Raw genomic sequence first — 25971 nt, 5'->3', positions numbered from 1 at the left:
GCTCAGCGCACGACCACGCGGTTGCGCAGCTCGCCGATGCCCTCGACGCCGCACACGACCTCGTCGCCGTCCTGAAGGTAGCGCGCGGGGGAGCGGAACGCGCCCGCGCCTGCGGGCGTGCCCGTCATGATGAGGTCGCCGGGCTCGAGCGTCACGCCGTCCGAGATGAAGGCGAGGAGGCTCGGGATGTCGAAGATGAGCGACGACGTCGTGTCGTCCTGCAGCGTCTCGCCGTTCACGGCCGTGTAGATCCGGCGGCCGGCGGGATCGCCGAGCTCGTCGGCCGTCACGAGCCACGGGCCGAGCGGCGTGAAGGTGTCGAACGACTTGCCGCGGGTCCACTGCGTGTCGCCGAACTGCACATCGCGGGCCGACACGTCGTTGCCGACCGTGTAGCCGGCGACGTCGTCGATCGTCGCGGGCGTCGCGCCGCCGCAGCGGCGGCCGATGACGAGGGTCAGCTCGGCCTCGTAGTCGACCTGCTGCGTGATCCCGCCGGGGATGACGATGTCGCCCTGCGGCCCCGTGATCGACGTCGAGTACTTCGCGAAGGTGAGCGGGCGCTCGGGCTGCGTGAACCCGGTCTCGCTCGTGTGGTCGGCGTAGTTGAGCCCGACGGCGACGATCTTCCCGGCGGTGCGGACGGGCGAGACGAGGGAGAGGGATGCCTCGTCCGCGACATCCCATCCCGCGGACGCACCGGAGCGCACGGAGTCGATGGCCGCCAGCGCGTCGTCGGGGTGGTCGACGGGGGCGATCCGGGTGGATGCCGCGTCCTTGACCACGATGCGGGGGGTGCCGTCCACGACGGTGCGGGCGATTCTCATGACTCTCCTTCGGATCAGCGCTCTCAGCATCTTGTCACAAGTGTGCAGAAATGAGCAAGAATAAGCACATGCATTCAGAACCTGCCGTCGTCGGTGCCGATCACATCCACACCTCGGGTGTGCCGAGCCTCACCCAGGGCGCGTACGGCGCTCGCGGGAACCTCGAGCTCGTCGCGTGCGACGCCGCCGACGGACTCTGGGTCTTCTGGTTCAACGCCGACCTCGACACGGACCCGCTCGAGACACCGGACGTCCCCCCGGGTTCGTGGAGCGCGGGCCTGCGGTTCGCGGCGGGCAGGCGGTACGTCGAGGCGCAGATCCTGCAGTCGACCCTCGGCCCCGATCACCTGGAGGTGCTCGCGCTCGCCGCGGGCGGCATCCTGGAGAGCTGGTACTGGTCGCCGGGACCCGGGTTCCAGCGCCGCGTGACGGATGCCGCGACCGGCGTCGCCGCGTTCGCCGCCGATCACGACCGCGGCACCGTCCGGGTCGCGATCCGCGACGTCGAGGGTGCGATGCGCGGCCTGGTCTCGCCGCCGCGCGGCTATCCCTCGCGCGTGTGGCTGCCGGCCGAGGGCGGCCCGTCGCTCGGGATCGACGCCGCCGACGCCGTCACGGCGGCCGGCGTCCCGGCCGAGACGGTCGAACCCGGCACGGCACGCAGCACGGTCTCGACCCGCAGCGGCGGCATGACCGAGCTGACGTGGCGCGGCGCGGATGGCAGCATCCGTCATCTCGGGGTTCCCTTCGCCTGATGTCGCCGCGAGGATGGGGCGATGGGTCGCCTCTCCTACGGAATGCTCCTGTCGCTCGACGGCTTCATCGCCGAGGAGGGCGGTGACATCACGCTGCCCGTGCCCGAGGCCGAGCTTCACCGGCACTTCAACGACGTGATGCGGCGCACGGCGCTGAGCATCTACGGACGGCGCATGTGGGAGGTGATGCAGTACTGGGGCGAACCCGATCCCGATCGCGACGCCGTCGGCGAGGAGTTCGCCGCGCTGTGGCAGGAAACCCCGAAGGTCGTCGTGTCGACGACGCTCACGGAGGTTCCGCCAGGTGTCACGCTGATCCGGGACGACGCCGTCGAGGCGGTGCGTCGGATCAAGGCCGAGACGGAGGGCGACATCGATGTGAGCGGCGCGCAGCTGGCCGCGGCGGTCGGCGCCGCGGGGCTCATCGACGAATACCTCCTGTACGTGCAGCCCGTCGTGCTCGGCACGGGCAGGCCCTACTTCGCCGCCGGCTTCCGGCCCGACCTGGCGCTCGTCGGCTCCGAGCAGCTCCCGCAGGGCGTCGTGCTGCTGCGCTACGCACCGGCCTGATCGGTCGCGCCCAGCATCCCGCCGAAGGAGGATCACCCTGATGTCGGAGGATCGACGTGCGATCCTCCGACGATCGGGCGAAGCTCCGACCAACGGGCGAGCCGCTGCGCCGCCCCTCAGTTGACCCGGTGGATCATCGTGTTGGCGAACTGGTAGCGGTAGCCGGCCGCCTTGACGGCCGCGTCGTGCCGCGGGCTCTGCCCGTAGGACGAGCCGTGCAGCCACACGAAGGCGGGCGCAGGCTGTCCCGTGACGGCCTCGAGCTGCCGCTTCGACTCCACGACCTCGCGCTCGATGTCGGCATCCGACAAGACCGTGTCGAACCCCTCGTGGTGGGCCGTGTGCGGGTAGACGACGTGCCGCCGCGAGAGGTCGTGCACCTCGTTCCAGTCCATCGCGATGCGGCCGCCCTTCGTGTCCTCCTCGACGAGCGAGATCCAGTGGGCCCGCGCGAAGGCCTCCTGGTACTCGGGGTCGCAGTCGACGAACGACGTCGCGATCGGGAACCAGCCCGTGAGCCCGAACTCGTCGCACAGGGGAGCGGCGACGGTCGCCGAGTTGCGGTAGCCCTCGTAGAAGACGGGGATGAGGCCGGGCTTGTCCTTGTGCCACGTGCCCGTCTCGAAGAGGCGGTCGAGGTCCTCGAGCGTCACCGGTGCGTAGTCCCGCGCGAATCCCGCGAGCTCGCGGGCGAGCTCGTCTCGCGCGCCGTGGGGCGTCGAGTGGTAGTTGACGACGCGGATGAAGTGGCCGCGGGCGAGCTGCTCGCGCTGCGTCGTGAACGACGGCTGGGTCATGTCAGTCCTCCTCCGAAGCCGCCGCGGCGACCGATCCGATGGGCGCCGCGCCCGGCGCGAAGTGCGTGTACGCGAGCACCTGCATCGCCGTGATGACGGCACCCTCGTCGTCGTCGCGCGCGAATGGCACGAGCGCCGCGGAGTAGCGGTCGAACACGTCGAGGAACGTCTGGCCCTCGGCGCGCTGCGCGGGATCCGCGTTGACGGGGATGGGGCCGCGCTCGTCGGCGAACCCGAGCACCATGGGGATGCCTTCGCGCTCGAGGCGGCGGTCGTGGCACGCGCGCATGAGGCCGACGATGTCGCCCGCGGCGAGCAGCTCGGCCGGCGTCGGCTCGCCCTCGTGCGAGGACGGACCGGAGACGGTCGCAGACATGGGACTCCTTCCGGGAGTTTCAGGTGAGGGACGGCACGGGTGCCGAGATCGCGTGCAGGAGTCGCTCGACGGATGCCGCGACAGCCTCGCGCGCGGAGGTGAGTGCCTTGCGGGGGTCGGGGCCGCCGCCCAGGCCCGCCGTCAGGGCGTCGGTGTACGCGATCGAGAGCTGGGTGCCGACGTTGACCTTGCGGATGCCGGCGCCGACGGCGGCCCGGAGGCCGTCGTCCGCGACGCCCGACGAGCCGTGCAGCACGAGCGGGACGGGGACGGCGTGCGCCAGCCTCGCGATGAGGTCGAGGTCGGGGTGGGCCGTCCGGTGCGTCATGGCGTGGGACGTCCCGACCGCGACGGCCAGCGCGTCCACGCCCGTAGCCGCGACGAAGTCCGCGGCCTCGCGGGGATCGGTGCGCACACCCGGGGCGTGCGCGCCGTCCTTTCCGCCGATCTCGCCGAGCTCGGCCTCGACCCAGATGCCGAGCTCGTGGCCGCGTGCCGTGACGTCGGCGGTCTCGGCGACGTTCTGTTCGAAGGGCAGCGTCGAGGCGTCGAACATCGCCGAGCCGAACCCGAGGCGCGCGGCCTCCAGGACGAGCGCGGCATCCTCGCAGTGGTCCAGATGCAGGCCGACGGGGACGGATGCCGCCTCCGCCAGGGCCAGGCTTCCCCGGGCGATGGGGGCGAGCGCGCCGTGGAAGCGCACCGCGTTGTGGCTCACTGAGAGCAGGACGGGAAGACCCGCGCGCTCGGCGCCGAGGACGATGCCCTCTGCATACTCGAGGGTGATGACGTTGAACGCCCCGATTGCGGGCAGGCTCCCGCCTGCCCCGCCTCCCAGGAGGCGGGATGCTGTCGTCAGCATGTCTCGACGTTCACCCCCGCCGCGCGGAACTGGGCGAGGACGTCGGAGTCCGCGTCGTCGTCCGTGATGAGGGTCGAGATCGCCGTCGTCGGGACGAGCCGGGCGGGCCCGCGCTGCGCGAGCTTGCTGTGGTCGGCGAGCATGACGAGCTCGCGCGCCGAGGAGGCGAGCGAGCGGTCGGTCTGCGTCTCGCTCAGGTTCGTGCCCGTCACTCCGATCTCGGGGTCGATGCCGAAGGCGCCCGAGAACACCTGGTCGATTCCGAACTCGTCCAGGCCCGCGATCGTCAGGTGCCCGAGGAGGCTCATCTCGGTCCGCCGGAGGAGACCCCCGAGGACGATGATCTCGATGTCGCTGATCTGCGAGAGGCGGTTGACGACCATGAGGCTGTTCGTGAGGACCGTGAGCGCGCGCACCGTGCCGAGGAACGGCAGCATCGCCTCGGTCGTCGTGCCGCCGAGGATCAGGACGGTCGAGTGGTCGGCGACGTGGGTCGCGGCGGCCTGGCCGATGCGCCGCTTCTCGTCGGCGAAGGCGACCTCGCGGAGGGGGCGCAGCGGCTCGACGTCGTCGCTCACGTGCGCGGCGCCGCCGTGGATGCGCTCGATGAGGCCGCGGTCCTGCAGCTCGTTCAGATCGCGCCGGACCGTCGAGGTGCTGACGCCGAGGAGCTTGGCCATCTCGTTGACCGAGCTCGTGCCGTACGCGCGGATGTAGTTCAGCAGCTCGCGCTGCCGCTTGGGGCCGAGCAGGGGTTCAGTAGCCGGAGACACGATCCACCTCATTCAGGACCGGACGCCCCTCGGCGAGCCGGGTCAGGTTCTCGACCACGAGGTCGAGCGTCTGTGCATGATATTGCGGCGCGAGCCCCGCGACGTGAGGCGTGACGAGGACCTGCGGCTCCGACCACCACGGCGAGTCCGCGAGGAGCGGCTCGTCGTCGAAGACGTCGAGGGCGGCTCCGCCGATCCGTCCGTCGCGCAGGCGCTCGAGCAGGGCCGCCTCGTCGACGATCCCGCCGCGCGCGATGTTGACGAAGAGGGCGCCCGCGGGCAGCAGATCCAGCTGCGCTGCGCCCATCATGCCGCGCGTCAGATCCGTGAGCGGAACGACGACGACCAGGATGTCGCTCTGCCGGAGCACCTCGTCCAGGCGGTCCATCGGGAAGAGCTCCGTCGGGTCGTCGGCCGCGCCGAGACGCCCCGTGTCGAACTTCTCGGCGCCGGCGGGGGCAGCCTCGATCGACCGCTTGAGGCCGAGGACCCGCATCCCGAACGCCGACGCGAGCCGCGAGATCTCGCGGCCGATGCGCCCGTACCCGACGATGCCGAGCGTCGCACCGGACAGCAGTCGCGGCGTGAGGGTCGCGAGCCGCTCCGCGTCGGACGGCCATTCGCGGCCGTCGCGCAGCTGCTGGATGCGGGGCATCCGGTGCGCGAGCTCGAGCACCGTCATGAGCGCGTACTCCGCCATCGGCACGGGTGCGATCCCGCCGAGCGTCGCGATCGGGATGCCGGTCTCCCACAGGGACGTGCGTCGCACGTGGTCGACACCCGACGTGTCCAGCTGCACGCAGCGCAGCGCAGGGGCTGCCGAGGCATCCGGGAACCACTCGCTCGTGTGCAGCAGGTCGACGCGCGCGAGCACGTCGGGCTCGGGGGAGCCGCCGCCGGTCACGCGGTGCACCTCGACGTCGGGCACGCGCTCGGCGAGCTCGGCGAACCACTCCTCGGGCAGGTCGAGGGTGCAGAGGTAGGTGAGGGTCATCGGATGCCGCTCCGGGCGAAGCCCTGGACGAAGTACCGCTGGAAGAAGAGGAACAGCAGCACCATCGGGATGACCGACACGAGCGCCATCGCCATGATCGCGCTGTAGTCGGGAGCCGTCTGGCCCTTGAGGTACAGCAGCCCGATCGGCAGCGTGAACAGGTCGTTCTGCTTGAGTGCGATGAGCGGCCACGCAAAGTCGTTCCAGCTGCCCATGAGCGTCAGGAGCGTCAGCACCGCGATGAGCGGCTTGCACAGCGGGAGCACCACCTGGAGGAAGATCCGGACGTGCCCCGCGCCGTCGATGCGCGCCGCCTCGATCAGTTCGTCCGGGATGCCGATGAAGAACTGCCGCGCGAGGAAGATGCCGAACGCCGCGGCCGCACCGGGAAGGATGACGCCCCAGTAGGTGCCGTAGATGCCAAGGCCCGCGACGAGCTTGAACTGCGCGACCATGATCGCCTGCACCGGGATCATCATCGTCGCGAGGGCGAGGAGGAAGATCGCGTTGCGTCCGCGGAAGCGCAGCCGCGCGAACGCGTAGCCGGCGAGCAGGTTCACGATGACCGTGAGCACTGTGACGAAGATGCCGATCACGACCGAGTTCCCGAACCACGTGACCATGGGGTACTGCTCGAAGAGCTTCACGAAGTTCGCGGTGGTCCAGGTGCTGGGCCAGAAGCGCAGCTCGGTGTCGAACACCTCGTCGCGCGGCGAGAAGGCGACGACGATCATCCAGTACAGCGGGAACATCACGATCGCGCAGACGATCACGGCGAGGATCGTGCGCCACACGATGCCCTTGCGATCGCCCATGCGCGACGCCCGCCGGCGACGGAGCCGGGCGGCTCTGCGCTCGCCCAGCTCGTCGGCCTCGGCGATCGCGAGGAGTGTCGTGGTCTGTGCCATGGGGTGCTCCTAGCCCACGAGGTCGCGGGTGCGGCTCGTCTTCCACTGGATGAAGGTGAAGGCGAGCGTGATGAGAAGGATGACGACGCCGATCGCGGCTCCGTAGCCGGGTTCGCGGATCTGGAAGCCGTTGCGGTACGCGTACGTCACGAGGACGGACGTCGAGTTGCCGGGGCCGCCGCCGGTCATGACGAAGATGACGTCGAAGACCTGGAACGACGCGATGACGTTCATGATCAGGAGGAAGAACGTGCTCGGGCCCACGAGCGGGACGGTCACCGAGCGGAACTGCTGCCACCGGTTCGCGCCGTCGATCTTCGCGGCCTCGTACAGCTCCGGCGAGATGCTCTGAAGGCCGGCGAGGTAGATGATCATGTTGAAGCCGACGCGGAGCCAGATCGACACGATCATGACCGACACCATCGCGGGGACGGGGTCGGACTGCCACGCGATGGGCTGGAGACCCAGCGCCGCGAGCACCTTATTGATGATGCCGTTGGTCTGGTAGAAGATGATCACCGCGATCATGCCCGACGCGACGCCCGAGATGACCATCGGCAGGACGATCATCGTCCGCCAGACGCCGCGGGCCGGCAGCACGGAGTTCAGGAGCACCGCGAGACCGAGTCCCGCGGCGAGCTCGATCGGCACCGTGACGACGGTGAAGACGATCGTGTTGCCGAGGCTCTGCCAGAACACAGGGTCGTTCACGAGCTTGACGTAGTTGTCGAGCCCGACCCACTCGGGGTCGCCGAACCCGCGGGTCTCCTGGAACGACAGCTGGATCGCCATCACGATCGGCACGAACAGGAACGTCACGAGGAAGATCAGGTTCGGGGTCAGGAACCCCCAGCCGACCAGGCCCTCTCGCATCCGCGCCGCGCGGCGCGCCGCCCGCGGCCGGGAGGGCGCGGCGAGCGCGCTCTCCTGGCCGCGTGCGGTCGTCGTCGTCATCAGTTGGCTGCTTCCTCGATCGCCGCGGACAGGTTGGCGAGCGTGTCGGCGGTCGACTGGCCGCCGATGAAGGCGGCTTCGAGCTGATCCTGCAGCGCCGTGTTGATCGCGGCCATGGCCGGCGACGTCAGCTGCTTGACGTCCTCGGGCTCGATCGTCGTGGCCTGCTCGACGAAGGCGGGCATGACGTCGGGGCGGACGGCGAAGTCGATCGAGTCGGCCGCGATGTCGGTGCGCGTCGGGAGCTCGTTCGTCGCGGCGACGAAGGACGTCATCGCGTCGGCCGAGACCATGAACTTCAGGAACTCCGCCGCGAGGTCGGGGTTCGAGGCGTCCTTCGTCGCGACGAGGGCGTTGCCGCCGAGGTCGGTCGCGCCGCGCTCGTCGCGGGGCATCGGGATGCTGGTCCACTCGAACTTGTTGAAGTAGTCCATGTCGGGCACGAGGAACGAGCCGACGAAGGCCATCGCCGTCGTGCCTTCGGCGAAGAGCGAGTCCGCGTAGGCGGTCGCCTTCGTCGAGCTCGTGGGCGGCACCCAGTTGTTGTCGAAGAAGCTCTTCGTGAAGTCGAGCGCCTTCTCGCCCTCGGGCGAGTCGATCGTCGCGGTCGTGCCGTCCTCGCCGAGGAAGCTGCCGCCGGCCTGGAACAGCCAGCTGAGCCAGCGGGCCGCGCCGAACTGCTGCCAGTTGTAGACGAAGGGGTACTTGTCGTCGGGGAGCGCCGCACGCAGCTCGGTCGCGACGTCGGCGAACTCCTCCCACGTCCACGCGTCGTCCTGCGACGTGGGGAGGGTGCTCGTGTCGAAGCCGGCCTCCTCGAGCATGTCGAGGTTGACCAGGAGGGCCGAGACGTCCGTCTGGTGGGGGACGCCGTAGGGCGTGCCGTCGTACGAGACGGCCTCCCACATGGCGGGGACGAAGGCCGAGATCTCGTCGTCGCTGAAGTAGGACGACAGGTCCAGAAGCTGGCCCTGGCTCGAGTAGACGCCGAGGTTGCCGTAGTCGACGCGGAAGATGTCGGGCGCGTCGCCCGACGAGAGCTGCGCGTCGATGTTCGAGAACATCTGGTCGTAGGGGACGACGTTGAGGTCCACGGTCACGCCGTCGTGCTCGGACTCGAACTGGTCGATGAGCTCGGTGAAGGCGGCTTCTTCGCTCTCGCTGGCCCACGTCGTGAACGTGAGGGTCTGCGACCCGCCGTCGCTGTCGTCGCCGGAGCTGTTTCCGCCTCCGCCGAAGCCGGCGCAGCCGGCCAGGGCGAGGGTGGCTGCGCCGAGAACGACGGTGGCGCCGAACACGCGCTTGGTGCTGAGAATCACGCTGCGATCCCTTCGGGTTCGTGGGGCGCCTCCGCGGTGCTGCGTCGCGCCTCTTGGTGAGGAAAGTATTCAACATCATCACCGAAATAGTCAAGAACTTCCATACTCTGCTCATTTCTGATTGAATGTGCTTACTTCACTCGGGACGACGTCTCGAGGTCTACACCTGGAGGAACCGCATGAACGACCGCGCCGAGCTGGGCATCGTCACGGAGAGAGAGCTGTCGAGTCAGCCCGATGTGTGGTCGACGGCACTCGCACTCCCTGCCGAGCAGCTGGGACTGCTCCCCGCCGCTGGCGAGAAGGTGCTCGTCGTCGGCTGCGGCACGTCGTACTACATCGGCGACGCGTACGCGTACCTGCGCAACGACGCGGGCATCGGGCGCACGCGCGCCGCGATCCCGACCGAGCTCACGTGGGTCGACGACGACGAGCACATCGTCGTGATCTCGCGCTCCGGCACGACGGCCGACGTCGTCGAGATCGTCGAGCGGTACCGCGGGTCCCACCGGATCACGGCGATCCTCGGCGACGTCGACACGCCGCTCGGCGAGCTGTGCGAGCGCATCGTGCACCTCGGCTTCGCCGATGAGACCTCCATCGTGCAGACGCGCTTCGCGACCACGGTGCTCACGACGCTGCGCGCCTCGATCGGTCTCGCGCCCGACGAGCTCGTCGCCGATGCCCGCGCCGCGCTCGAGCGAGACCTGCCCGCCGACCCGGCGGGCGTCCGGCAGGTCGTCTTCCTCGGCCACCGGTGGACCGTCGGCCTCGCGCAGGAGGCGGCGCTGAAGATCCGCGAGTCAGCGGGAGCCTGGACCGAGGCCTACCCCGTGTGGGAGTACCAGCACGGCCCGATCTCGTGCGCGGGCCCCGGCTCGCTCGTGTGGTCGCTCGGACCGCTGCCCGAGGTCGTCGCGGCCGACATCCGGGCGACGGGCGCCGTCATCCACGTCGACGACCTCGACCCGCAGGCGCACCTCGTCCTCGTGCACCGCCTCGCCCTCGCGCTCGCTCGCGAGGCGGGCCGCAACCCCGACAGCCCTCCCTTCCTCAACCGCTCCGTCCTCGCGGCCGGCTGATGCCCGTCGTCACGGTGCTCGCCGAACCGCATCCCGATGCGGCAGGGCTCGTCTCGGCCGTCGCCGACGCCGTCGCGCAGGCGCTCGGCCTCGGCGACGGCGACGTCATCGCGACGTTCGTCTCCGCCGGCCCGACGGCCGTGTCGGGATCCGCCGCTGCTGCCGTCGCGTGGCCCGTCGTCACGATCCACGGCAGCGACCGCGGGACGGCGAAGATGGATGCGGCACGCGCGGCGACCGAGGCATCCGTCCGCTCCTGGATGAGCGCGCACGCCGTGGAGCACGAAGGAGTGTGGAGCGAATGGCTGACGTCGACGCCGGCGGTCGCATGACCGACCTCCTCGTCGTCGGCGAGCTGTGCGTCGACATCATCGTCGCGCTCGACGGCGAACTCCGATTCGGCCAGCACGAGCAGCTCGTCCCGTCCACGACGCTCACGATGGGCAGCTCGTCGGCGATCACGGCGTGCGGCGCGGCCGCCGCCGGCGTGCGCACGACGATGGTCGGCGTCGTCGGACGCGACGACTTCGGCGACTACATCGTGCGCGAGCTCGCGTCCCGCGGTGTCGACACGTCGCGCATCCGCATCGACGAATCGCTGCCGACCGGCTCGTCCACGCACCTGACCCGCCCCGACGGCGACCGGGCGATCCTGACCGCGATGGGCTCCATCGGCGAAGTGCGCCGAGCGGATGCCTCTCCCGACGCGCTCGCGTCGGCTCGGCACCTGCACATCGGAAGCTATTTCCTGCAGCGGTCGCTGTGGGCCGAGGCGCCGGCGCTCTATGCCGACGCCCGCGCCGCGGGCCTCACGACGTCGCTCGACGGCAACTTCGACCCCGACGAGGAGTGGGATCGCGGCATCCTGAGCGTCCTCGTCCACACCGACGTGTTCTTCGCGAACGAGCAGGAGCTGACCGGGATCGCACGCACGGCGACGGCCGACGACGCCGTCGAGTCGCTGCTGGACCGGATGCCGGCGGGCGCCGTCGTCGTCTGCAAGCTCGGCGCGGACGGCGCCGTCGCGGCCCGCCGCGACGGCGGCGCGACGGTGCGCGTGCACGCGGGTGTGCCGGAGCTGGACGGCCGGCTCGTCGACACGGTCGGTGCGGGCGACAGCCTCGCCGCCGGCTTCCTCGCGGGGCTCCTCTCCGGCGAGCCGGTCGAGCGCGCGCTCGCGCTCGGCGTCGCGTGCGGCACCGCATCGACGCGCGGCGCAGGCGGCGTGGGCGCGCAGCCCGACCGCACGGCGGCCGAGGCGCTCGCCGATCGCGTCGACGTCCACCCTTCCTGAGCGCGCCGCTCCGGGCCGCCTCTCCGAGGCCCCTCATCGACCCCACCCCACGACGTGGCGCCGAGCGCGCCCGAAGGAGCATCATGCGAGTCCTGCTGATCGGCGCCGGCGGCGTCGGCGACGCCATTGCCAAGATCGCGGCACGGCGGTCGTTCTACGAGCGCATCATCGTGAGCGACTACGACGAGGCCCGCGCGGCGCGCACCGTCGCGTGGATCCGTGCGCGTCACGGCGAGGAGGTCGCCGAGCGGTTCGCGAGTGCGCGCGTCGACGCGTCGGATGCCGCGGCCGTCGCCGCCGTCGCGCGCGAGCACGGCGCGACGCACGTCATGAACGCGGTCGAGCCGCGCTTCGTCCCGACGATCTTCGAGGGTGCGCTCGCGGCGGGCTGCGACTACCTCGACATGGCGATGAGCCTGTCGGAGCGGCATCCCGACCAGCCCTACGCGCAGACGGGTGTCAAGCTCGGCGACGCGCAGTTCGCGCAGGAGCAGGACTGGAGGGATGCCGGTCGCCTCGCCCTCGTCGGCATGGGCGTCGAGCCCGGCCTGTCGGACGTGTTCGCCCGGTACGCGGCAGACCACCTCTTCAGCGAGATCGACGAGCTCGGTGTGCGCGACGGCGCGAATCTCGTCGTCCGCGACGACGACGGGAACGAGATCTTCGCGCCGTCCTTCTCGATCTGGACGACGATCGAGGAGTGCCTCAACCCGCCCGTCGTGTACGAGGAGGGACGCGGCTGGTTCACGACGCCGCCGTTCAGCGAGCCCGAAGTGTTCGACTTCCCAGAGGGCATCGGTCCGGTCGAGTGCGTCAACGTCGAGCACGAGGAGGTCCTCCTCATGCCGCGCTGGGTCGACGCGAAGCGCGTGACGTTCAAGTACGGGCTCGGTGCCGAGTTCATCAACGTTCTGCGGATGCTCAATCTGCTCGGCCTCGACAGGACGGCGCCGGTGCGCGTCCGGTCGGCCGCGGGCCCCGTCGAGGTCGCGCCGCGCGACGTCGTCGCAGCGGCCCTGCCCGACCCTGCGACGATCGGCCCGCGGATGACGGGCAAGACGTGCGCGGGCCTGTGGGTCACGGGCACGGGCAAGGACGGGCAGCCCCGCGAGACGTACCTGTACCACGTGTCCGACAACGAGTGGACGATGGCCGAGTACGAGGCCCAGTGCGTCGTCTGGCAGACGGCGCTCAACCCCGTCATCGCACTCGAGCTCCTCGCGGCGGGTTCATGGTCGGGCGCCGGAGTCCTCGGGCCCGAGGCCTTCGACGCGGTGCCCTTCCTCGACCTCATGGCCCGCCCCGCGGCCGAGGGAGGCTACGGCCAGCCCTGGGGGATCCGCGAGCACGCCGTCGCCCGCTGAGGCTGGTCCTCGGCCCCCGCTGCCCTTGAGTTCGTCTCCGTCGAACGCCGGACTTCCGCCACGGAAAGTCGACATTCGACGGAGACGAACCGACGGCGGAGCGTGGAGCGCGAGCCCGCGGGCGACCTCAGGACGCCGCGGAAACCTCGCGGCCCAGGCCCTCGATGACCTCGGCTCCGGGGAGCGCGGCGAGCACCGCGCCGGGAAGCGACAGCTTCGCACCGCGGATGCCGGCACCCACGATCGCCCAGGGCAGCTCGGCGACCTTCGCGTCGACGAGGATCGACCAGTCGTCAGGCAGGCCGATCGGCGTGATGCCGCCGTACTCCATGCCGGTGAGGGCGACGGCGTCGTCCATCGGCGCGAAGCTCGCCCGCCGTGCGCCGAGGAACCTCCGGACGATCCCGTTGACGTCCAGGCGCGTCGTGCCGAGCACGAGGCACGCGGCGTAGGTCGTGACCTCGCCGCGGGCGCCCGCGACGACGATGCAGTTCGCGCCCTCGTCCATCCCGACGCCGTAGGCCTCGCAGAACGCCGCCGTGTCGGCGAGCGACGGGTCGATCGGCGTCACACGGACGGTCGCCGCCATGCCCGGCGGCAGGGCCTCGAGCCCGCGCCGGACCGGCTCGGACAGCAGGTCGGGGCGATCCAGGGCGCGGGAGAAGTCGAGCGACGGCACGGCTCGACGCTACGGCAAGCGCGGAGTCCGCGGCGGCTCGGTGCGTCGGTCGCCCGTCGCCTCGAACGCCGCCGCGAGCCGCAGCAGCGCCGAGTCGTCGTACGCGCGGCCCGCGAAGGTCAGGCCCACCGGCATCCCGATGTCGGCCATCGTCCCCATCGGCACCGTGACGGTCGGGATGCCGAGATGCCGGATCGCGAGATTGCCGTTGGCGACCCACACCCCGTTGCGCCAGCCGAGATCGGCGGACGTCTCGACGCGGTCCATGTCTGCGGGGCCCACGTCGGCGACGGCGGGGAAGACGACGGCGTCCAGCCCGAGGCCGTCCATCCACTCCTCGAGATCGAGGCGACGCGTCTCTTCGAGGCCGCGCAGGCCCGCCTCGAGCTCGGGCATGTCGGTCCAGGGGGTCGCACCCGGGTGATCGCGCACCCAGCCCGGGTACTCGGCGATGTCGTCGTCGAAGCCCGTGTAGCGGTCGGGGACCGCGCCCTCGGGGTGCGGGAAGATCCGGGCGCCGTCGACGTCGGCGAGGGTCGAGAGCGCGGGGTCGCCGTTCGCGGCGAGGAAGTCGTCCCAGCCCCACGCCGAGAGGTCGATGATCTCGCGGTGCAGGTACCCGGGAGTCACGAGCCCGCGCGTCGCGATCGTCGGAGCCCCGGCGCGGTCGCCCTCGTAGTTCGAGACGACGGGGAAGTCGACCTCGACCACCGTCGCGCCGGCGGATTCGAGGTCCTGCCGCGCCTGTTCCCACAGTGCGAGGACGGACTCGCGCGTCTGGATGCGCTCGCCCGTCGGGCCGCCGATGCCGGTTCCGGTGCCGGCATCCGGATCCGCATCGACGTACATCCGCGGGATGCCGATCCGCCGGCCGGCGAGGGCCTCGCCGCCGGCGAGCGCGGGGTAGGACGCAGGCCGCACGTCGGCGACCGCCGGCAGCGCGACCCAGGGCTGCGCGCGCCAGAAGTCGCCGCGCGTCTCGGGATCGTCCGCGACGATGACGTCGAGCACCTCGAGGAGGTCGGCCATCGTCCGCGTGTGCGGCACGACGACGTCCATGGTGGGCACGAGCGGCCAGTTTCCGCGCACCGAGATGACACCCCGCGACGGGGTGTATGCGCACAGTGCGTTGTTCGAGGCGGGGCCGCGCCCGCTCGACCACGTCTCCTCACCGAGGCCGAAGGCCGCGAAGCTCGCGGCCGTCGCGGTGCCCGAGCCGTTCGATGATCCCGATCCGAACGGCGCCGTGAGCCAGTCGGCGCTGTAGGGGCTCTCGGCGCGGCCGTAGACGCCGCGCTGCATCCCGCCGTTGGCCATGGGCGGCATGTTCGTGAGGCCGAGGCAGATCGCACCCGCGCCGCGCAGCCGCTCGATCGTGAAGGCGTCGCGCTGCGCGACGAGGTCGGCGAAGGCGGGGCTCCCCGCGGCCGCCGTGAGCCCCGTGACGAGGTAGCTGTCCTTCGCGGTGTACGGGATGCCGTCGAGCGGCCCGAGCGTCTCGCCGCGGAGCCGGCGGGCATCGGATGCCGCGGCCTCCGCGATCGCGTCGGGATTGCGCACGACGACCGCATTGAGTGCGGTCTCGGTGCTCGGCGGGTCGTACGCGTCGATGCGGGCGAGGTAGGCCTCGACGAGCCCGACGGCGGTCGCGTCGCCCGACTCGAGCGCGCGGCGGAGCTCGGCGATGGAACATTCAGTGACTTCAAACATCGGTGTTCCCGATCAGCTGGGCTGCGGCGGTTCCTGAGTAGGCGGCGAAGCGGCCGTATCGAAGGGCGACGACGTCGATCATTGGTTTCCTCCGAGTTCAGTGCGTTTCGTCTCGGTCGCTGCGCTCCCTCGCTCAGCGGCCGAGATCCACGCAGCCGCGGTCGTCGAGCGAGCGAAGCGAGACGAAACGCGCCGAGCCTCCCCGGTCACGGGGTCACCGCCGGCTGCTGCTGCGTGATGCAGTGGATGCCGCCGCCCCGCGCGAAGATGGGCCGCGCGTCGACGGTCACGACGCGCCGGCCCGGGTAGGCGTCGGCGAGGATCTCACGGGCCGCGGCATCCGCCTTCTCCTCGCCGAAGCCGCACGCGACGACGCCGCCGTTGACGACGGAGTGGTTGACGTAGCTCCAGTCGACGAACCCCTCGTGATCCTTAAGGGTCTCGGGCGCCGGCAGGTCGATGATCTCGAAGCGGCGGCCGACAGCATCCGTCTGCTCCGAAAGGTGCGCGCGCAGCTCGCGCGTGACCTCGAAATCGGGGTGGGCGGCGTTCTGCTGCGCGTGCAGCAGAACGCGGCCGGGCGACGCGATCGTCGCGACGATGTCGACGTGGCCGTTCGTGCCGAAGTCGTCGTAATCGCGCGTCAGGCCGCGGGGGAGCCACACGACGCGCGTCGCGCCGATCGTGCGGGCGAGCTCCGCCTCGACCCGCGCCTTGTCGGCGAAGGCGTTGCGGCGCGGATCGAGCTGCACGGTCTCGGTCACGAGGACCGTGCCCTCGCCGTCGACGTGGATGCCGCCGCCCTCGTTGACCAGGAGCGAGCTGACCACCTCGGCGCCGGCGGCGGCGCCCACGACGCGGCCGAGCTCGGCGGACAACTGCCACTCGGCCCAGGCGGGCGCGCCCCAGCCGTTGAAGGTCCAGTCCACCGCGCCCAGAACGCCCGGCCGCTCGGCGTCGAGCACGAAGCTCGGGCCGACGTCGCGCATCCAGAACTCGTCGAGCGGGGCTTCGACGACGTCGATGTGCGAGCCCAGCATCCGTCGCGCGCGGTCTGCCTCGGACGGATCGACGACCATCGTGAGGGGCTCGAACTCGGCCACGGCGTGGGCGACGGCGGTCCAGGCGGCGTAGCCCTCTTCGCGCTCGGCATCCGTGTCGCCCAGCGTGATCCCCTCGCGCGGGAAGGCCATCCAGGTGCGGTCGTGCCGAGCGGTCTCGGCGGGCATCGTCCAGCTCACGCCGGCACCTCCTCGTGGATCGCCCGCGCTTCGGCGGGCGCGTGGGCGGTCGGTCGTGCCGCCGGATCGCGGTACGGCGCGCACGTGAGCCACAGTAGGGCGTACAGGCCGCCGGCCAGCAGGGGACCGACGATCGCCGAGAGGTCGGCGCCGCCGAGTGCGACGGAGAGCGGCCCGACGTACAGCGTCGTGTTGGCCATCAAAACGGCGGTCGTCGTCGCGACGGACATCGCGATGACGCCCGGCCAGAAGACGCCGTGCGTGTACCAGAACGGTCCGTCACGGCGCTCGTCGGCCAGGGCGCGGCCGTCGTACCGGTTGCGGCGCAGCAGGATGTCGACGGCGTAGACCGCGACGAGCGGGCCGAGCACCGTGACGGCCAGCTCGAGCGACGAGTTGAGCGTGTCGAGGAAGGCCGGCGCGAGGAAGAGGAACCACGCGGCTGCGGCCGTCGACACGACGCCCGTGATGACGATCGTCGCGACGCGCGAGACGCGGAAGCCGAGCCCCAGCGCGTACAGGCCCGTCGAGTACGCGACGAGGACGTTGTTGGCGACGCTCGACAGCACGATCATCCCGAGGAAGACGGGCATGAACCACGCGGGCACGATCTCGGCGACGGTCAGCTGCGGGTCGGTCATGTCGATCGCGGTGCCGGCGACGACGCCGAGCACGCCGATCGCGACGGCCGGGACGAACCCGCCCAGTGCCGTCCACAGCGCGACGCGCGCCTTCGAGACGCTCTCGGGCAGGTACCGGGCGTAGTCCGCGCCGGTGCCCCACGACAGCGGGCTCGATGCGACGACGGCGAACCCCAGCAGGATCATCGCGATGTGCTCGGACGGGTCCAGCGGCGGGGGTGCGTAGGCGAAGTCCGCGGCGCCGAAGACGAAGCCGGCGAGGACGATGAAGACGACCGCGAGCGCGGCGGAGAACCACGGCGCGAGCTTGAGTATCGTCGCGTGCCCGTAGACGCTGATGATGAAGCTCAGGATGCCGATCCCGGCCAGCACGATCCATTCGGCGCCCGCGGGCAGCGCGATCCCGAACCACTCGACGAGGGCGAGGGCGGCGAGGGTCGCGAAGGCGATGTTGATGATCTCGTAGAACACTCCGATCACGACGCCCAGGCCCGCGCCGAAGACGCGGCTGCCTCGGACGCCGAACATCGCGCGCATGATCGCGACGGACGGGGTCCCGGATGCCGGACCGCTGATCGCGAGCCACCCGACGGCCGCCCACCAGAGGTTTCCGACGATCGTGATCGCCAGCGCCTCCCACAGCGACAGGCCCAGGAGCATCAGGACTCCGCCGATGACGAAGTACAGGTAGATGACGTTCGCCGACATCCAGACCCAGAAGAGCTCGCGCGGACGGCCGTGCCGGTCGGCGGGCGGGATGTAGTCGGCGCCGTGCGTCTCGATGTGCCCCGCGCGGTCGGCGGCGGGCTCGGGAGGGGCGGTTGTCATGGCTTCTTCGCGCATGGGACTTCCTCGTCGATGTCGGGATGGATATTGTTGATCAAGCGATCAATAAGATTCCGCGACGATATCCTCCCGGAGATGACCATGTCAAGCACTCGGAAGAAGGCCGCCCGCAAGTCGCCCGCCGAGCGCGCCGCCGAGATCGCCGACGCGGCCCGGGATCTCGCGCTCGAGCAGGGCCTCTCGACCGTGACGCTCCGTGCCGTAGCGTCGCGCATCGACGTCGCGCCTGCGCTCGTGGCCCACTACGAGCCGAACATGGACGCCCTCGTCGCCTCGACGTTCGCGACCGTCGTCGCGGCGGAGCTCGACGACATCCGCGGCGTGCTCGCGGCCGAGACTCGGCCCACGGCGCGGGTCGCCGCGCTCGTCGACACGCTCCTGGACGGCACGCGCGACGACGTCACCCTCGTCTGGGTCGAGGCGTGGGCGCTCGGCCGCCGCAACGAGACGCTGGCTGTGGCGGTGCGGCAGGAGATGGATGCCTGGCAACTCGTCGTCCGCGGGCTCGTCGAGGACGGGGTCGAGGCGGGTGAGTTCGCCGTGGACGACGCGGCCGACGTCGCGTGGCAGCTTCTCGGCATGATCGACGGCCTCAACGCGCAGGCCCTCGTGCGCTGGAGCGCCGACCGCGCGCGCGGCTCCGTCCTGCACCGCGCCGTGGAGGGGATGCTGGGGCTCGACCGCTACGCCCTCGACACCGCCTGACCGCCCAGCATCCCGCCGCCCCGGTTCACCGCGACCCCGCGAGATGCCCGAACTTCTGGCATCCGGGGCTCGAGATACCGGAACTTCTGGCATCTCGGCGCCGGGGGAGCACAGCGGGGCGCGGGATCAGCCGACGGGCGCGACGTCGACGTTGACGCGGAGCGTCGACTTCTTCGACTTCGTGAAGATGACGCCCTTCACCGGCGAGACGTCGCCATAGTCCCGGCCCCAGGCGACCGTCACGTAGCGCTCGTTCGCCCACTGGTTGTTCGTCGGGTCGATCGCGAGCCAGTCCGAGGATCCCGGCATCCATACCGACAGCCACGCGTGCGACGCGTCGGCGCCCACGACGCGCTCCTTGCCGGGCGGCGGCTGCGTCGCGAGGTATCCGCTCACGTAGCGGGCCGCGATGCCGTGGCTGCGCAGGCACGCGAGCGCGAAGTGGGCGAAGTCCTGACAGACCCCGGCGCGCTTGCGCAGCACATCGTCGACGGTGCTCGTGACGGTCGTCGCGGTGCTGTCGTAGTCGAAGTCGCGGTAGATCCGCTGCATGAGGTCGGTCGCCGCCTCGCCGATGGGGCGACCGCGGGTGAGGGATGCCGCGGCATACTCCGCGACGCCGTCCGCGTGCGCCGCGCGCGCTGACTCGAGGGCGAACTCGACGGCGGCCCAGGCATCCGGGGCGTCGGCGTGGAGAAGAGGGCGCGCGCGCTCCCATGGCACGGCGAGTGCGTCCTCGTCGTAGCGCGGCTCGACGACTGTGACGTCGCTCGTGGACTCGATGACGAGCTCGCGGTGCGCGTCGGTCACCTGGAAGTACGTCACGGCGTTGCCGTAGCAGTCCGTATCGCGGTGCAGATCGATGGGCAGCGGCTCGACCGTGACTGTGTGGGTCGCGACCTCCTGCCACGGCAGCGGCCGCGGCGACAGATGGTAGAGCCCGCGGCTGTCGCGGACCGGTGAGCTGTAGGTGTACGCGGTGCGGTGCGAGACGACGTACTTCACGACGGGTTCACCCCCGAGAGCTCGATGACCGACATGGACGACAGCGGCTGCGGCGGCGGGCCGCTCGCGAAGTGCACGTCGGCGATCGCGTCGGAGAGCTGCTCGATCTGGGAGCGCGTGCTGTCGAAGAAGCGCTGCAGTCGCGGGCGCCGCGGGCCGGACGGCGTCGCGAGGGCCGTGAGATCGAGGTTGTCGATCGCCGTCTCGAGGTGCTCGAGCAGGCGCTCGGGCCGCGTCGATCCGGTCGAGGCGGGCATCGCCGCGAGGTGGCCGCGGAGCTCCCGGAACGCGAAGGCGAGCGACCGCGGATTGTCGCGGTCGACGAGCAGGAGCTCGAGCACGCCGCTCGTGCGGACGTTGCCGCGATAGCGGCGGCGGAAGGTCACCGAGCTCTCGGCCGCCACGAGCACGCCCTCGAGCACGTCGCGGTCGGCGGCGATGCCGAGGCGCTCGGTCGTGGTCGATCCCAGGAGGATGCACACCTGCAGCGCGCGCTCGAGGCAGCGGCCCGCCTCGATCATGTGCCAGCCGGGGTCGCGGATCATGCTCGCCGTCACACCCTGCAGCGACAGAACCGCCGTCAGCATGCGGCCCGCGGACTCCGTGATGCGGTGCGGCCGCTCCGACCCGCGCAGCGCCTTCATGGCCCGATCCGTGTGCGCGAACACGCGCCACGTGTCGTCGGAGAGCTGGTCGCGCACGCCCTCCAGCGCGTCGCGCAGCCGCTCGAGCGAGTACGCGGCGGAGCCGCGGCGGGCGCGGTCGAGCAGGAGCGAGCGGAATTCCGCCTGCGGATCGCCCGGCCGCCGGCCGGCGAGGTGCCGGAGGGGCTCGAGGAGCGCGCGTGCCGCGACCGCCTGCTCGGACTCGATCGGCGCTGCGAGCTCCTCGAGATGGGCGTCGGCCGTGATCAGCAGCCGAAGGAGGTCCTCGGCGCGCTCGGCGTAGCGGCCCGCCCAGTACATGTCCTCGAGCGAGCGGGGCGCGAGGGCCGGGATGCTGGGGCGGAAGTCGAGCGGCGCGACGTCGACGAGGCCCTGGTCGGGGTCCTCCGGCGCGCCCTTGACGATCCACACGTCCTTCGTCACGGGCGTCGCGGCGGGCGTCATGACGGTCGCGAGCCCGCCCAGGAGCGGCCGGAACGCCGACCGGTAACGCACCGTGAAGGCCCGCATGACGACGGGATGAGCATCCGCGCGCCCTTCCGGCGACCACACGGGCGCCTGCGAGAGCGGAAGGCGCTGCTGGCCCACGTAGCGGTGCGGCCCCGCCAGGATGCGGCGGCGCAGCTCCTCCGTCGAGAGCGCGGCGGAGGCGCTGCGCGGCTCGTCGATGCGGCGGACGATGAAGTCGCCCTCGTCCTCGCCGAGCCGGTCGAGCACGGTCGACAGGCCCTCGGAATCACCGCACCACCAGGTCGGCACCGCCGGGAGCCGGAGCTGCTCGCCGAGGATGTGCTGGCAGATCGCGGGCAGGAAGGGCAGGAGCGCGGGGTTCTCGAGCACGCCCGCGCCGAGGCCGTTGACGACCCGGACGCGGTCGCGGCGCACCGCCTCGCTCAGGCCCGCGACGCCGAGGCGCGAGTTGCCGCGCATCTCCAGGGGATCGCACCAGTCCGCGTCGACGCGCCGGAGGATGACGTCGACGCGCTCGCCGGGTCCGGTCTTCGGCCAGCCCGGGGGCTTGATCCACACCCAGCCGCCGCGCACCGTGAGATCGCTCGCCTGCACGAGCGGGAAGCCCAGGGTCGATGCGAGGAACGCCTGGTCGAACGCCGTCTCGGAGTGCGTGCCGGGTGAGAGGACCACGACGCGCGGTTCGGTGACGCCTTCCGGCGCGGAGTTGAGCAGCGCCGATCGCAGAGCCGCGAAGTACGGCTCCATGCGGTGCAGGTCGGTCTCCTGATAGAGCTCCGGCATGACCTGCGACAGGACGCGGCGGTTCTGCATCGCGTAGCCGAGGCCCGACGGCGCCTGCACGCGATCGGCCAGGACGTGCCACTCGCCTTCCGCGTCGCGTCCGAGGTCCGTCGCAGACAGCAGGAGCGGCTGGGGATCGTGGGCGCTCGGCCGGGCGAGCGGGCGCGCGTACCCCGAGTGACCGAACACGATGGCGGAGGGGAGGATGCCGTCGCGCAGGAGCTCCTGGGGGCCGTAGAGGTCGACGAGCAGGGCATTGAGCAGCTCGGCGCGCTGGGCGAGGCCCACTTCGAGCCGCGACCACCCGGCCGCCTCCATCACGAGGGGCATGGGGTCGAGGTGCCACGGCTGCGCGGTCGCGCCGCGCGGGACGTAGGTGACGCCGTGGTCGGCGAGGAAGCGCGAGATCTCGCCGCCGACCCGCTTGAGCTCCTCAGGGGTCAGCCCGAGCGCTGCCTCGGCGAGGCTCTTCCACCCGGGCCGCAGCGAACCGTCGGGGCTGACGACCTCGTCGTAGCGCACCTCGGTGCCGCCGATGGGCAGTGTCGGCTGGGCGAGGGCGGTGGCGTAGTCGCGTAGAACGGTCACGAGGAGGGGACCCTCCGCAGGTCGAGGGTGCGGGGATAGTCGGGGTTGGCTGCGCGCCGGGCCTTCTCACGCAGGGCCGCCACGTCGACGGTACCGGATGTGTGCCCGTGCGGCTCGAAGCGGCGGGCGCGACGGGCTTCCGCCTCGTTCGCGTTGACGGGCGGATGCTCGTACGCCCGCCCGCCCGGGTGCACGACGTGGTAGGTGGCCCCGCCGAGGCTGGCCGCGGCATCCGCGTCGATGACGTCGAAGGTGAGCGGAGCGTGGACCGGGATCATGGGGTGAAGGGCCGACCACGGCTGCCACGCGCGGTACCGCACGCCCGCGTAGTACTCGCCCAGACGCCCCGTCGGCGCGAGCGGGACAGGGACCTGGTTGCAGGTCACGAGGTGGCGGTGCGGATCGATGCCGTGGACCCTCACCTGGAGCCGCTGCACGGACGAGTCGACGTAGCGCGCCGTCCCCGTCCTGCCGGCTTCCTCGCCCAGGACGTGCCACGGCTCGATCGCATGCCTCAACTCCAGCTCGATCACCCGGCGTGTCGGGGAGGCAGCCTCGGCGTCGGGACCGCTCGCTCCGTTCGCCCCCGCGTCGATCCGCGTCATCCCGATCCGCGGGAACCGGAACTCGGTGAAGGCGTCGAGCCAGGTCTCCTCGAAGGCGATGCCGTGCGCCCGCAGGTCGCCGACGACCTCGCCGATGTCGCGGATCGCGCCCTCGGGCAGCAGGAAGTCCTCGTGCAGGCGCGTGCCCCACCGGATGAGGGGAGCGGTCAGCGGCTTCTCCCAGAACATCGCGACGAGGCTCCGCACGAGGAGGAGCTGGACGAGGGCCAGCTGCGGATGCGGCGCCATCTCGAAGCCGCGCAGCTCGAGCAGGCCGAGCCGGCCGCGGAACGAGTCCGGGCTGTAGAGCTTGTCGACGCAGAACTCGGAGCGGTGCGTGTTGCCCGTGAGGTCGGTGAGGAGGTGGCGCAGGGAGCGGTCGACGACCCACGGCAGGAGGCTCCCGCCCTGGGCCTCGTCGGTCAGGCGCCGGATCTCTGCGAGGGCGATCTCCATCTCGTAGACGGCGTCGGGGCGGCCCTCGTCGAAGCGCGGCGCCTGGCTGGTCGGGCCCACGAACCGTCCCGAGAAGAGGTACGACAGGCTCGGATGCCGCTGCCAGTAGGTCAGGAGGCTCGGCAGCAGATCGGGCCGGCGCAGGAGCGGCGAGTCGATCGGCTGCGAGCCGCCGAGCGTGATGTGGCTCCCGCCGCCCGTGCCGGTGTGGGTGCCGTCCACGTCGAATTTCTCGCTCGTCAGCCGCACTTCGCGCGCCGTCTCGTAGAGCGTCGTCGTGAGGTCGCGCTGCTCTGCCCACGATGACGTCGGCTGCAGATTGACCTCGACCACGCCGGGATCCGGTGTCACGACGAGCTGGCGAAGCCGCGCGTCGGGTGGGGGACCGTAGCCTTCGAGCACGATGCGGCAGGCAGCATCCCGAGCCGCCCGCTCGACGAGGTGCAGCAGATCGACGTACGCCTCGACCTCCTGCGTCGGCGGGAGGAAGACGTGGACGTGGCCGTCGCGCGCCTCGACCGTGAGCGCCGTCGTCTGGGCGCCCTCGGGATCGACGATCGTGACGGACGGGATGCCGGCATCCAGCGGGGGACCGGCTTCGAGGTACGACGGCTCGCCGGTGGGCTCGGGATCGTGCCACGACACGGAGTCCAGGGGCAGCCGCAGTCCGAGCGGACTGGAGCCGCGCAGCAGGACGAGCCGGCCGCGACGGAAGCGCCACGCGGGGCTCGTCCACTCGCCGTGCGTCGTGAGCGGAAGGACCCAGCCGGCGGGCGCGGGCGGCTCGTACGCCGCGGTGTCCACGCCCGCACGGTCGAACCCGTCGAGGCCCGGGCGCGGGCCCTCGGGGCGGCGGAGGTCGTTCGAGAGCTCGGCGAGGGGGTCCTCGAAGGCGGGGAGCAGCTGGGCGCGGGGGAGGCCGAGGAGCGCCGCGATGCGTGCGGCGACTCGCTCGGCGTTCGCGGTCGCGTCGGGATCGGCATCCGGTCCCCATGGGTCGGCGAAGAGAGCCGGGTCGTCCCACAGCGGCTCGCCGTCCGTGCGCCACTGCAGAGCGATGCTCCAGCGCGGTGCGGGCTCGTCGGGGTACCACTTGCCCTGCCCTCGGTGGACCGCGCCGCCGGGGGCGTAGATGCCGCGCAGCCGTTCTGCGAGGGCGTTGGCAAGCTCGCGCTTGTGGGGGCCGTCGGCGGCGGTCCGCCACTGCGCGGAGCGGGGGTCGTCGAGGGCGACGAAGGTGGGCTCGCCGCCCATAGTGAGCCGGACGTCGCTGGCCTCCAGGCGCTCGTCGACCGCTTCGCCGAGCGCGTCGATCCGGGTCCACTGCTGCGGCGTGTAGGGGCGCGTCGTGCGCGGATCCTCGTGCACGCGTCGCACCTCGTTGCGGTACGAGAACGACACCTCGACGGGTTCGGTCGTTCCCGAGATGGGGGCGGCGCTGCTCGGGTGCGGCGTCGCGGAGAGCGGGATGTGGCCCTCGCCGGCGAAGAGCGCGCTCGTCGGGTCGAGGCCGACCCAGCCGGCGCCCGGGACGAAGACCTCGGTCCATGCGTGCAGGTCGGTGAAGTCCTCGCGGGGTCCGGCCGCTCCGTCCAGCGCGGGGCGGTCCGGTGCGAGCTGCACGAGGTAGCCCGAGACGAAGCGGGCGGCGAGGCCGTAGCGGCGCAGGATGCTCACGAGCAGCCACGCGCTGTCGCGGCACGAGCCGATGCCCGCCTCGAGCGTGTGGTCGGGGGTCTGCACGCCCGCCTCCATGCGGAGGCTGTACGCGACATCCCGGAACACCGCCCGGTTGAGGTCTGCGAGGAACTGCACGGTCGGCACGCCGGCGTCGGGGAGTGCAGGGAGCCCCGCCATCCACGCCTCGACGCGGTCGCTGTCGGCGACGGGCCGGAGGTACGGCGCGAGGTCGGCGGCGAGGGCCGGCGCGTACGAGAACGGGAAGCGCTCGGCATACGTCTCGATGAAGAAGTCGAGCGGATTGACGACCATCATGTCGGCGACGAGCCCCACGGTGATCTCGAGCCGTGAGACCTTCTCCGGGAAGACGATGCGCGCGAGCCAGTTGCCGAACGGGTCCTGCTGCCAGTTGACGAAGTGCTCTTTCGGCGTGATCTCCAGCGAGTACGCCTCGATCGGCGTGCGCGAGTGCGGAGCCGGCCGCAGGCGCACGACGTGCGGCATCACGGTGACGGGTCGCGCGAACTCGTACGTCGTGGTGTGCTCGAGGGCGACCTTGATCGACATGTATCCACCTTGGCCGAAGTCCGATGCCCCGGCGTCACGGCCTGGCTACGCCGTCGCCTTCGCGGCTCGCCGTGCCGTCGCCGCGTCGCGGAACGATGCGTTGGCGGCCGGCGTGTAGAGCAGCACGAGCCCGAAGACGGCGAGGATCGCCGAGGTGACGGCCGTATAGGCGAGCCCCTGCAGGTCGATCACGGCGATGACGCCCGCCGTGATCTCGAGGAGGAACACGAGCGTCACGACGAGCCGGGCGCTCCTGCGTGCGCGGAAGAGCCCGAGACACACGGGGAACGTCACGAGCCCGACGACGATGTGCGTCCACCCGGTCACGGGGGACTCGCCCGCGATGAGCATGACGGCGCCGGAGAACAGCTGCAGGATGCCCGAGACCCAGGCGATGACCCCGACGAGCACGACCCCGCCGCTCGGATTCGTCTTCATGCGGTCCTCCGTCCTG

The 25971-nt window shown here is 71.4% G+C and carries 24 protein-coding genes; 7 read left to right on the top strand and 17 right to left on the bottom strand.

Annotated elements, in window-relative coordinates; translation table 11 throughout:
- Positions 1–2: 2 nt before the first annotated feature.
- Complete coding sequence (locus ABZ477_RS15135) at positions 3–827, bottom strand: fumarylacetoacetate hydrolase family protein (protein WP_360134741.1); 825 nt, start codon at positions 825–827, stop codon at positions 3–5.
- 68 nt (positions 828–895) lie between these two features.
- Between ABZ477_RS15135 and ABZ477_RS15130 the strand changes: the two genes are divergently transcribed.
- Together ABZ477_RS15130 and ABZ477_RS15125 are read left to right on the top strand one after the other, a co-directional pair.
- Positions 896–1582 carry a hypothetical protein gene (locus ABZ477_RS15130; RefSeq protein WP_360134738.1) on the top strand — a complete coding sequence of 229 codons (687 nt, stop codon included), beginning with the start codon at positions 896–898 and terminating at the stop codon, positions 1580–1582.
- 21 nt (positions 1583–1603) lie between these two features.
- Positions 1604–2152 (top strand): dihydrofolate reductase family protein, encoded by a 549-nt coding sequence (locus tag ABZ477_RS15125; RefSeq protein WP_360134735.1) that lies wholly within the window; start codon positions 1604–1606, stop codon positions 2150–2152.
- A gap of 116 nt (positions 2153–2268) precedes the next feature.
- Here ABZ477_RS15125 and ABZ477_RS15120 read toward each other — a convergent pair whose 3' ends face one another.
- The 8 genes from ABZ477_RS15120 to ABZ477_RS15085 are packed head-to-tail and all read right to left on the bottom strand — an operon-like array spanning position 2269 to position 9135.
- Positions 2269–2949, bottom strand: a complete 681-nt coding sequence (locus tag ABZ477_RS15120; protein WP_360134732.1) for a polysaccharide deacetylase family protein — start codon at positions 2947–2949, stop codon at positions 2269–2271.
- Between the two features lies 1 nt (position 2950).
- Positions 2951–3325, bottom strand: a complete 375-nt coding sequence (locus ABZ477_RS15115) for a hypothetical protein (RefSeq protein WP_360134729.1) — start codon at positions 3323–3325, stop codon at positions 2951–2953.
- Between the two features lie 19 nt (positions 3326–3344).
- Positions 3345–4187, bottom strand: a complete 843-nt coding sequence (locus ABZ477_RS15110; protein ID WP_360134726.1) for a class II fructose-bisphosphate aldolase — start codon at positions 4185–4187, stop codon at positions 3345–3347.
- Entirely contained in the window at positions 4181–4960 is a 780-nt protein-coding gene (locus ABZ477_RS15105; RefSeq protein ID WP_360134723.1) for a DeoR/GlpR family DNA-binding transcription regulator, read from the bottom strand. Before ABZ477_RS15105 ends, ABZ477_RS15110 begins: the two co-directional genes overlap by 7 nt.
- On the bottom strand, positions 4944–5954 hold the full coding sequence (locus tag ABZ477_RS15100; protein ID WP_360134720.1) for a D-2-hydroxyacid dehydrogenase: 1011 nt from the start codon (positions 5952–5954) through the stop codon (positions 4944–4946). The genes ABZ477_RS15105 and ABZ477_RS15100 overlap by 17 nt, the downstream gene beginning before the upstream one ends.
- Positions 5951–6862, bottom strand: a complete 912-nt coding sequence (locus ABZ477_RS15095; RefSeq protein ID WP_360134717.1) for a carbohydrate ABC transporter permease — start codon at positions 6860–6862, stop codon at positions 5951–5953. Before ABZ477_RS15095 ends, ABZ477_RS15100 begins: the two co-directional genes overlap by 4 nt.
- Positions 6863–6871: 9 nt before the next feature.
- On the bottom strand, positions 6872–7816 hold the full coding sequence (locus tag ABZ477_RS15090; RefSeq protein ID WP_360134714.1) for a sugar ABC transporter permease: 945 nt from the start codon (positions 7814–7816) through the stop codon (positions 6872–6874).
- The gene (locus ABZ477_RS15085) at positions 7816–9135 is read right to left on the bottom strand and encodes a sugar ABC transporter substrate-binding protein (protein WP_360134711.1); all 1320 of its coding nucleotides are present in this window, start codon (positions 9133–9135) and stop codon (positions 7816–7818) included. Before ABZ477_RS15085 ends, ABZ477_RS15090 begins: the two co-directional genes overlap by 1 nt.
- 179 nt (positions 9136–9314) lie before the next feature.
- Between ABZ477_RS15085 and ABZ477_RS15080 the strand changes: the two genes are divergently transcribed.
- The 4 genes from ABZ477_RS15080 to ABZ477_RS15065 all read left to right on the top strand — a co-directional run bounded on the left by ABZ477_RS15080 (position 9315) and on the right by ABZ477_RS15065 (position 12875).
- Positions 9315–10217, top strand: a complete 903-nt coding sequence (locus ABZ477_RS15080) for a sugar isomerase (protein WP_360134708.1) — start codon at positions 9315–9317, stop codon at positions 10215–10217.
- Positions 10217–10549: a hypothetical protein gene (locus tag ABZ477_RS15075; RefSeq protein WP_360134705.1), complete on the top strand. Its 333-nt coding sequence runs from the start codon at positions 10217–10219 to the stop codon at positions 10547–10549. Before ABZ477_RS15080 ends, ABZ477_RS15075 begins: the two co-directional genes overlap by 1 nt.
- Positions 10519–11511 carry a carbohydrate kinase family protein gene (locus ABZ477_RS15070; protein WP_360134702.1) on the top strand — a complete coding sequence of 331 codons (993 nt, stop codon included), beginning with the start codon at positions 10519–10521 and terminating at the stop codon, positions 11509–11511. Before ABZ477_RS15075 ends, ABZ477_RS15070 begins: the two co-directional genes overlap by 31 nt.
- A gap of 83 nt (positions 11512–11594) precedes the next feature.
- Positions 11595–12875, top strand: a complete 1281-nt coding sequence (locus ABZ477_RS15065) for a saccharopine dehydrogenase C-terminal domain-containing protein (protein WP_360134699.1) — start codon at positions 11595–11597, stop codon at positions 12873–12875.
- A 127-nt stretch (positions 12876–13002) separates the two neighbouring features.
- Here the strand turns inward: ABZ477_RS15065 and ABZ477_RS15060 are convergent, their stop codons facing one another.
- The 4 genes from ABZ477_RS15060 to ABZ477_RS15045 form a co-directional block, all read right to left on the bottom strand.
- Positions 13003–13554, bottom strand: coding sequence for a YbaK/EbsC family protein (locus tag ABZ477_RS15060; RefSeq protein WP_360134696.1), 552 nt, complete (start codon positions 13552–13554; stop codon positions 13003–13005).
- Between the two features lie 9 nt (positions 13555–13563).
- Complete coding sequence (locus tag ABZ477_RS15055; protein WP_360134693.1) at positions 13564–15264, bottom strand: amidase; 1701 nt, start codon at positions 15262–15264, stop codon at positions 13564–13566.
- Positions 15265–15470: 206 nt separating this feature from the next.
- Entirely contained in the window at positions 15471–16505 is a 1035-nt protein-coding gene (locus ABZ477_RS15050; RefSeq protein ID WP_360134690.1) for an agmatine deiminase family protein, read from the bottom strand.
- On the bottom strand, positions 16502–17974 hold the full coding sequence (locus ABZ477_RS15045) for a cytosine permease (protein ID WP_360134687.1): 1473 nt from the start codon (positions 17972–17974) through the stop codon (positions 16502–16504). Before ABZ477_RS15045 ends, ABZ477_RS15050 begins: the two co-directional genes overlap by 4 nt.
- Positions 17975–18067: 93 nt before the next feature.
- On the opposite strand from ABZ477_RS15045, the gene ABZ477_RS15040 reads away from it, so the two are divergent.
- Positions 18068–18697 carry a TetR family transcriptional regulator C-terminal domain-containing protein gene (locus ABZ477_RS15040; RefSeq protein ID WP_360134684.1) on the top strand — a complete coding sequence of 210 codons (630 nt, stop codon included), beginning with the start codon at positions 18068–18070 and terminating at the stop codon, positions 18695–18697.
- A 126-nt stretch (positions 18698–18823) separates the two neighbouring features.
- Here the strand turns inward: ABZ477_RS15040 and ABZ477_RS15035 are convergent, their stop codons facing one another.
- Genes ABZ477_RS15035 through ABZ477_RS15020 form a run of 4 tightly spaced genes read right to left on the bottom strand, consistent with a single transcriptional unit; the run spans position 18824 to position 25955 of the window.
- Positions 18824–19702 carry a transglutaminase family protein gene (locus ABZ477_RS15035; RefSeq protein WP_360134681.1) on the bottom strand — a complete coding sequence of 293 codons (879 nt, stop codon included), beginning with the start codon at positions 19700–19702 and terminating at the stop codon, positions 18824–18826.
- Positions 19699–22209 (bottom strand): circularly permuted type 2 ATP-grasp protein, encoded by a 2511-nt coding sequence (locus tag ABZ477_RS15030; RefSeq protein ID WP_360134678.1) that lies wholly within the window; start codon positions 22207–22209, stop codon positions 19699–19701. Before ABZ477_RS15030 ends, ABZ477_RS15035 begins: the two co-directional genes overlap by 4 nt.
- Positions 22206–25517, bottom strand: coding sequence for a transglutaminase family protein (locus ABZ477_RS15025; protein WP_360134675.1), 3312 nt, complete (start codon positions 25515–25517; stop codon positions 22206–22208). Before ABZ477_RS15025 ends, ABZ477_RS15030 begins: the two co-directional genes overlap by 4 nt.
- 45 nt (positions 25518–25562) lie before the next feature.
- The gene (locus tag ABZ477_RS15020) at positions 25563–25955 is read right to left on the bottom strand and encodes a hypothetical protein (protein WP_360134672.1); all 393 of its coding nucleotides are present in this window, start codon (positions 25953–25955) and stop codon (positions 25563–25565) included.
- Positions 25956–25971: the final 16 nt, after the last annotated feature.

Origin of the sequence: Microbacterium sp. NPDC019599, assembly GCF_040632175.1 — a bacterium.
Taxonomy (GTDB): domain Bacteria; phylum Actinomycetota; class Actinomycetes; order Actinomycetales; family Microbacteriaceae; genus Microbacterium.
The sequence above is the reverse complement of the archived record's forward strand: the minus strand, read 5'-3'. Positions and strand labels throughout refer to the sequence as shown.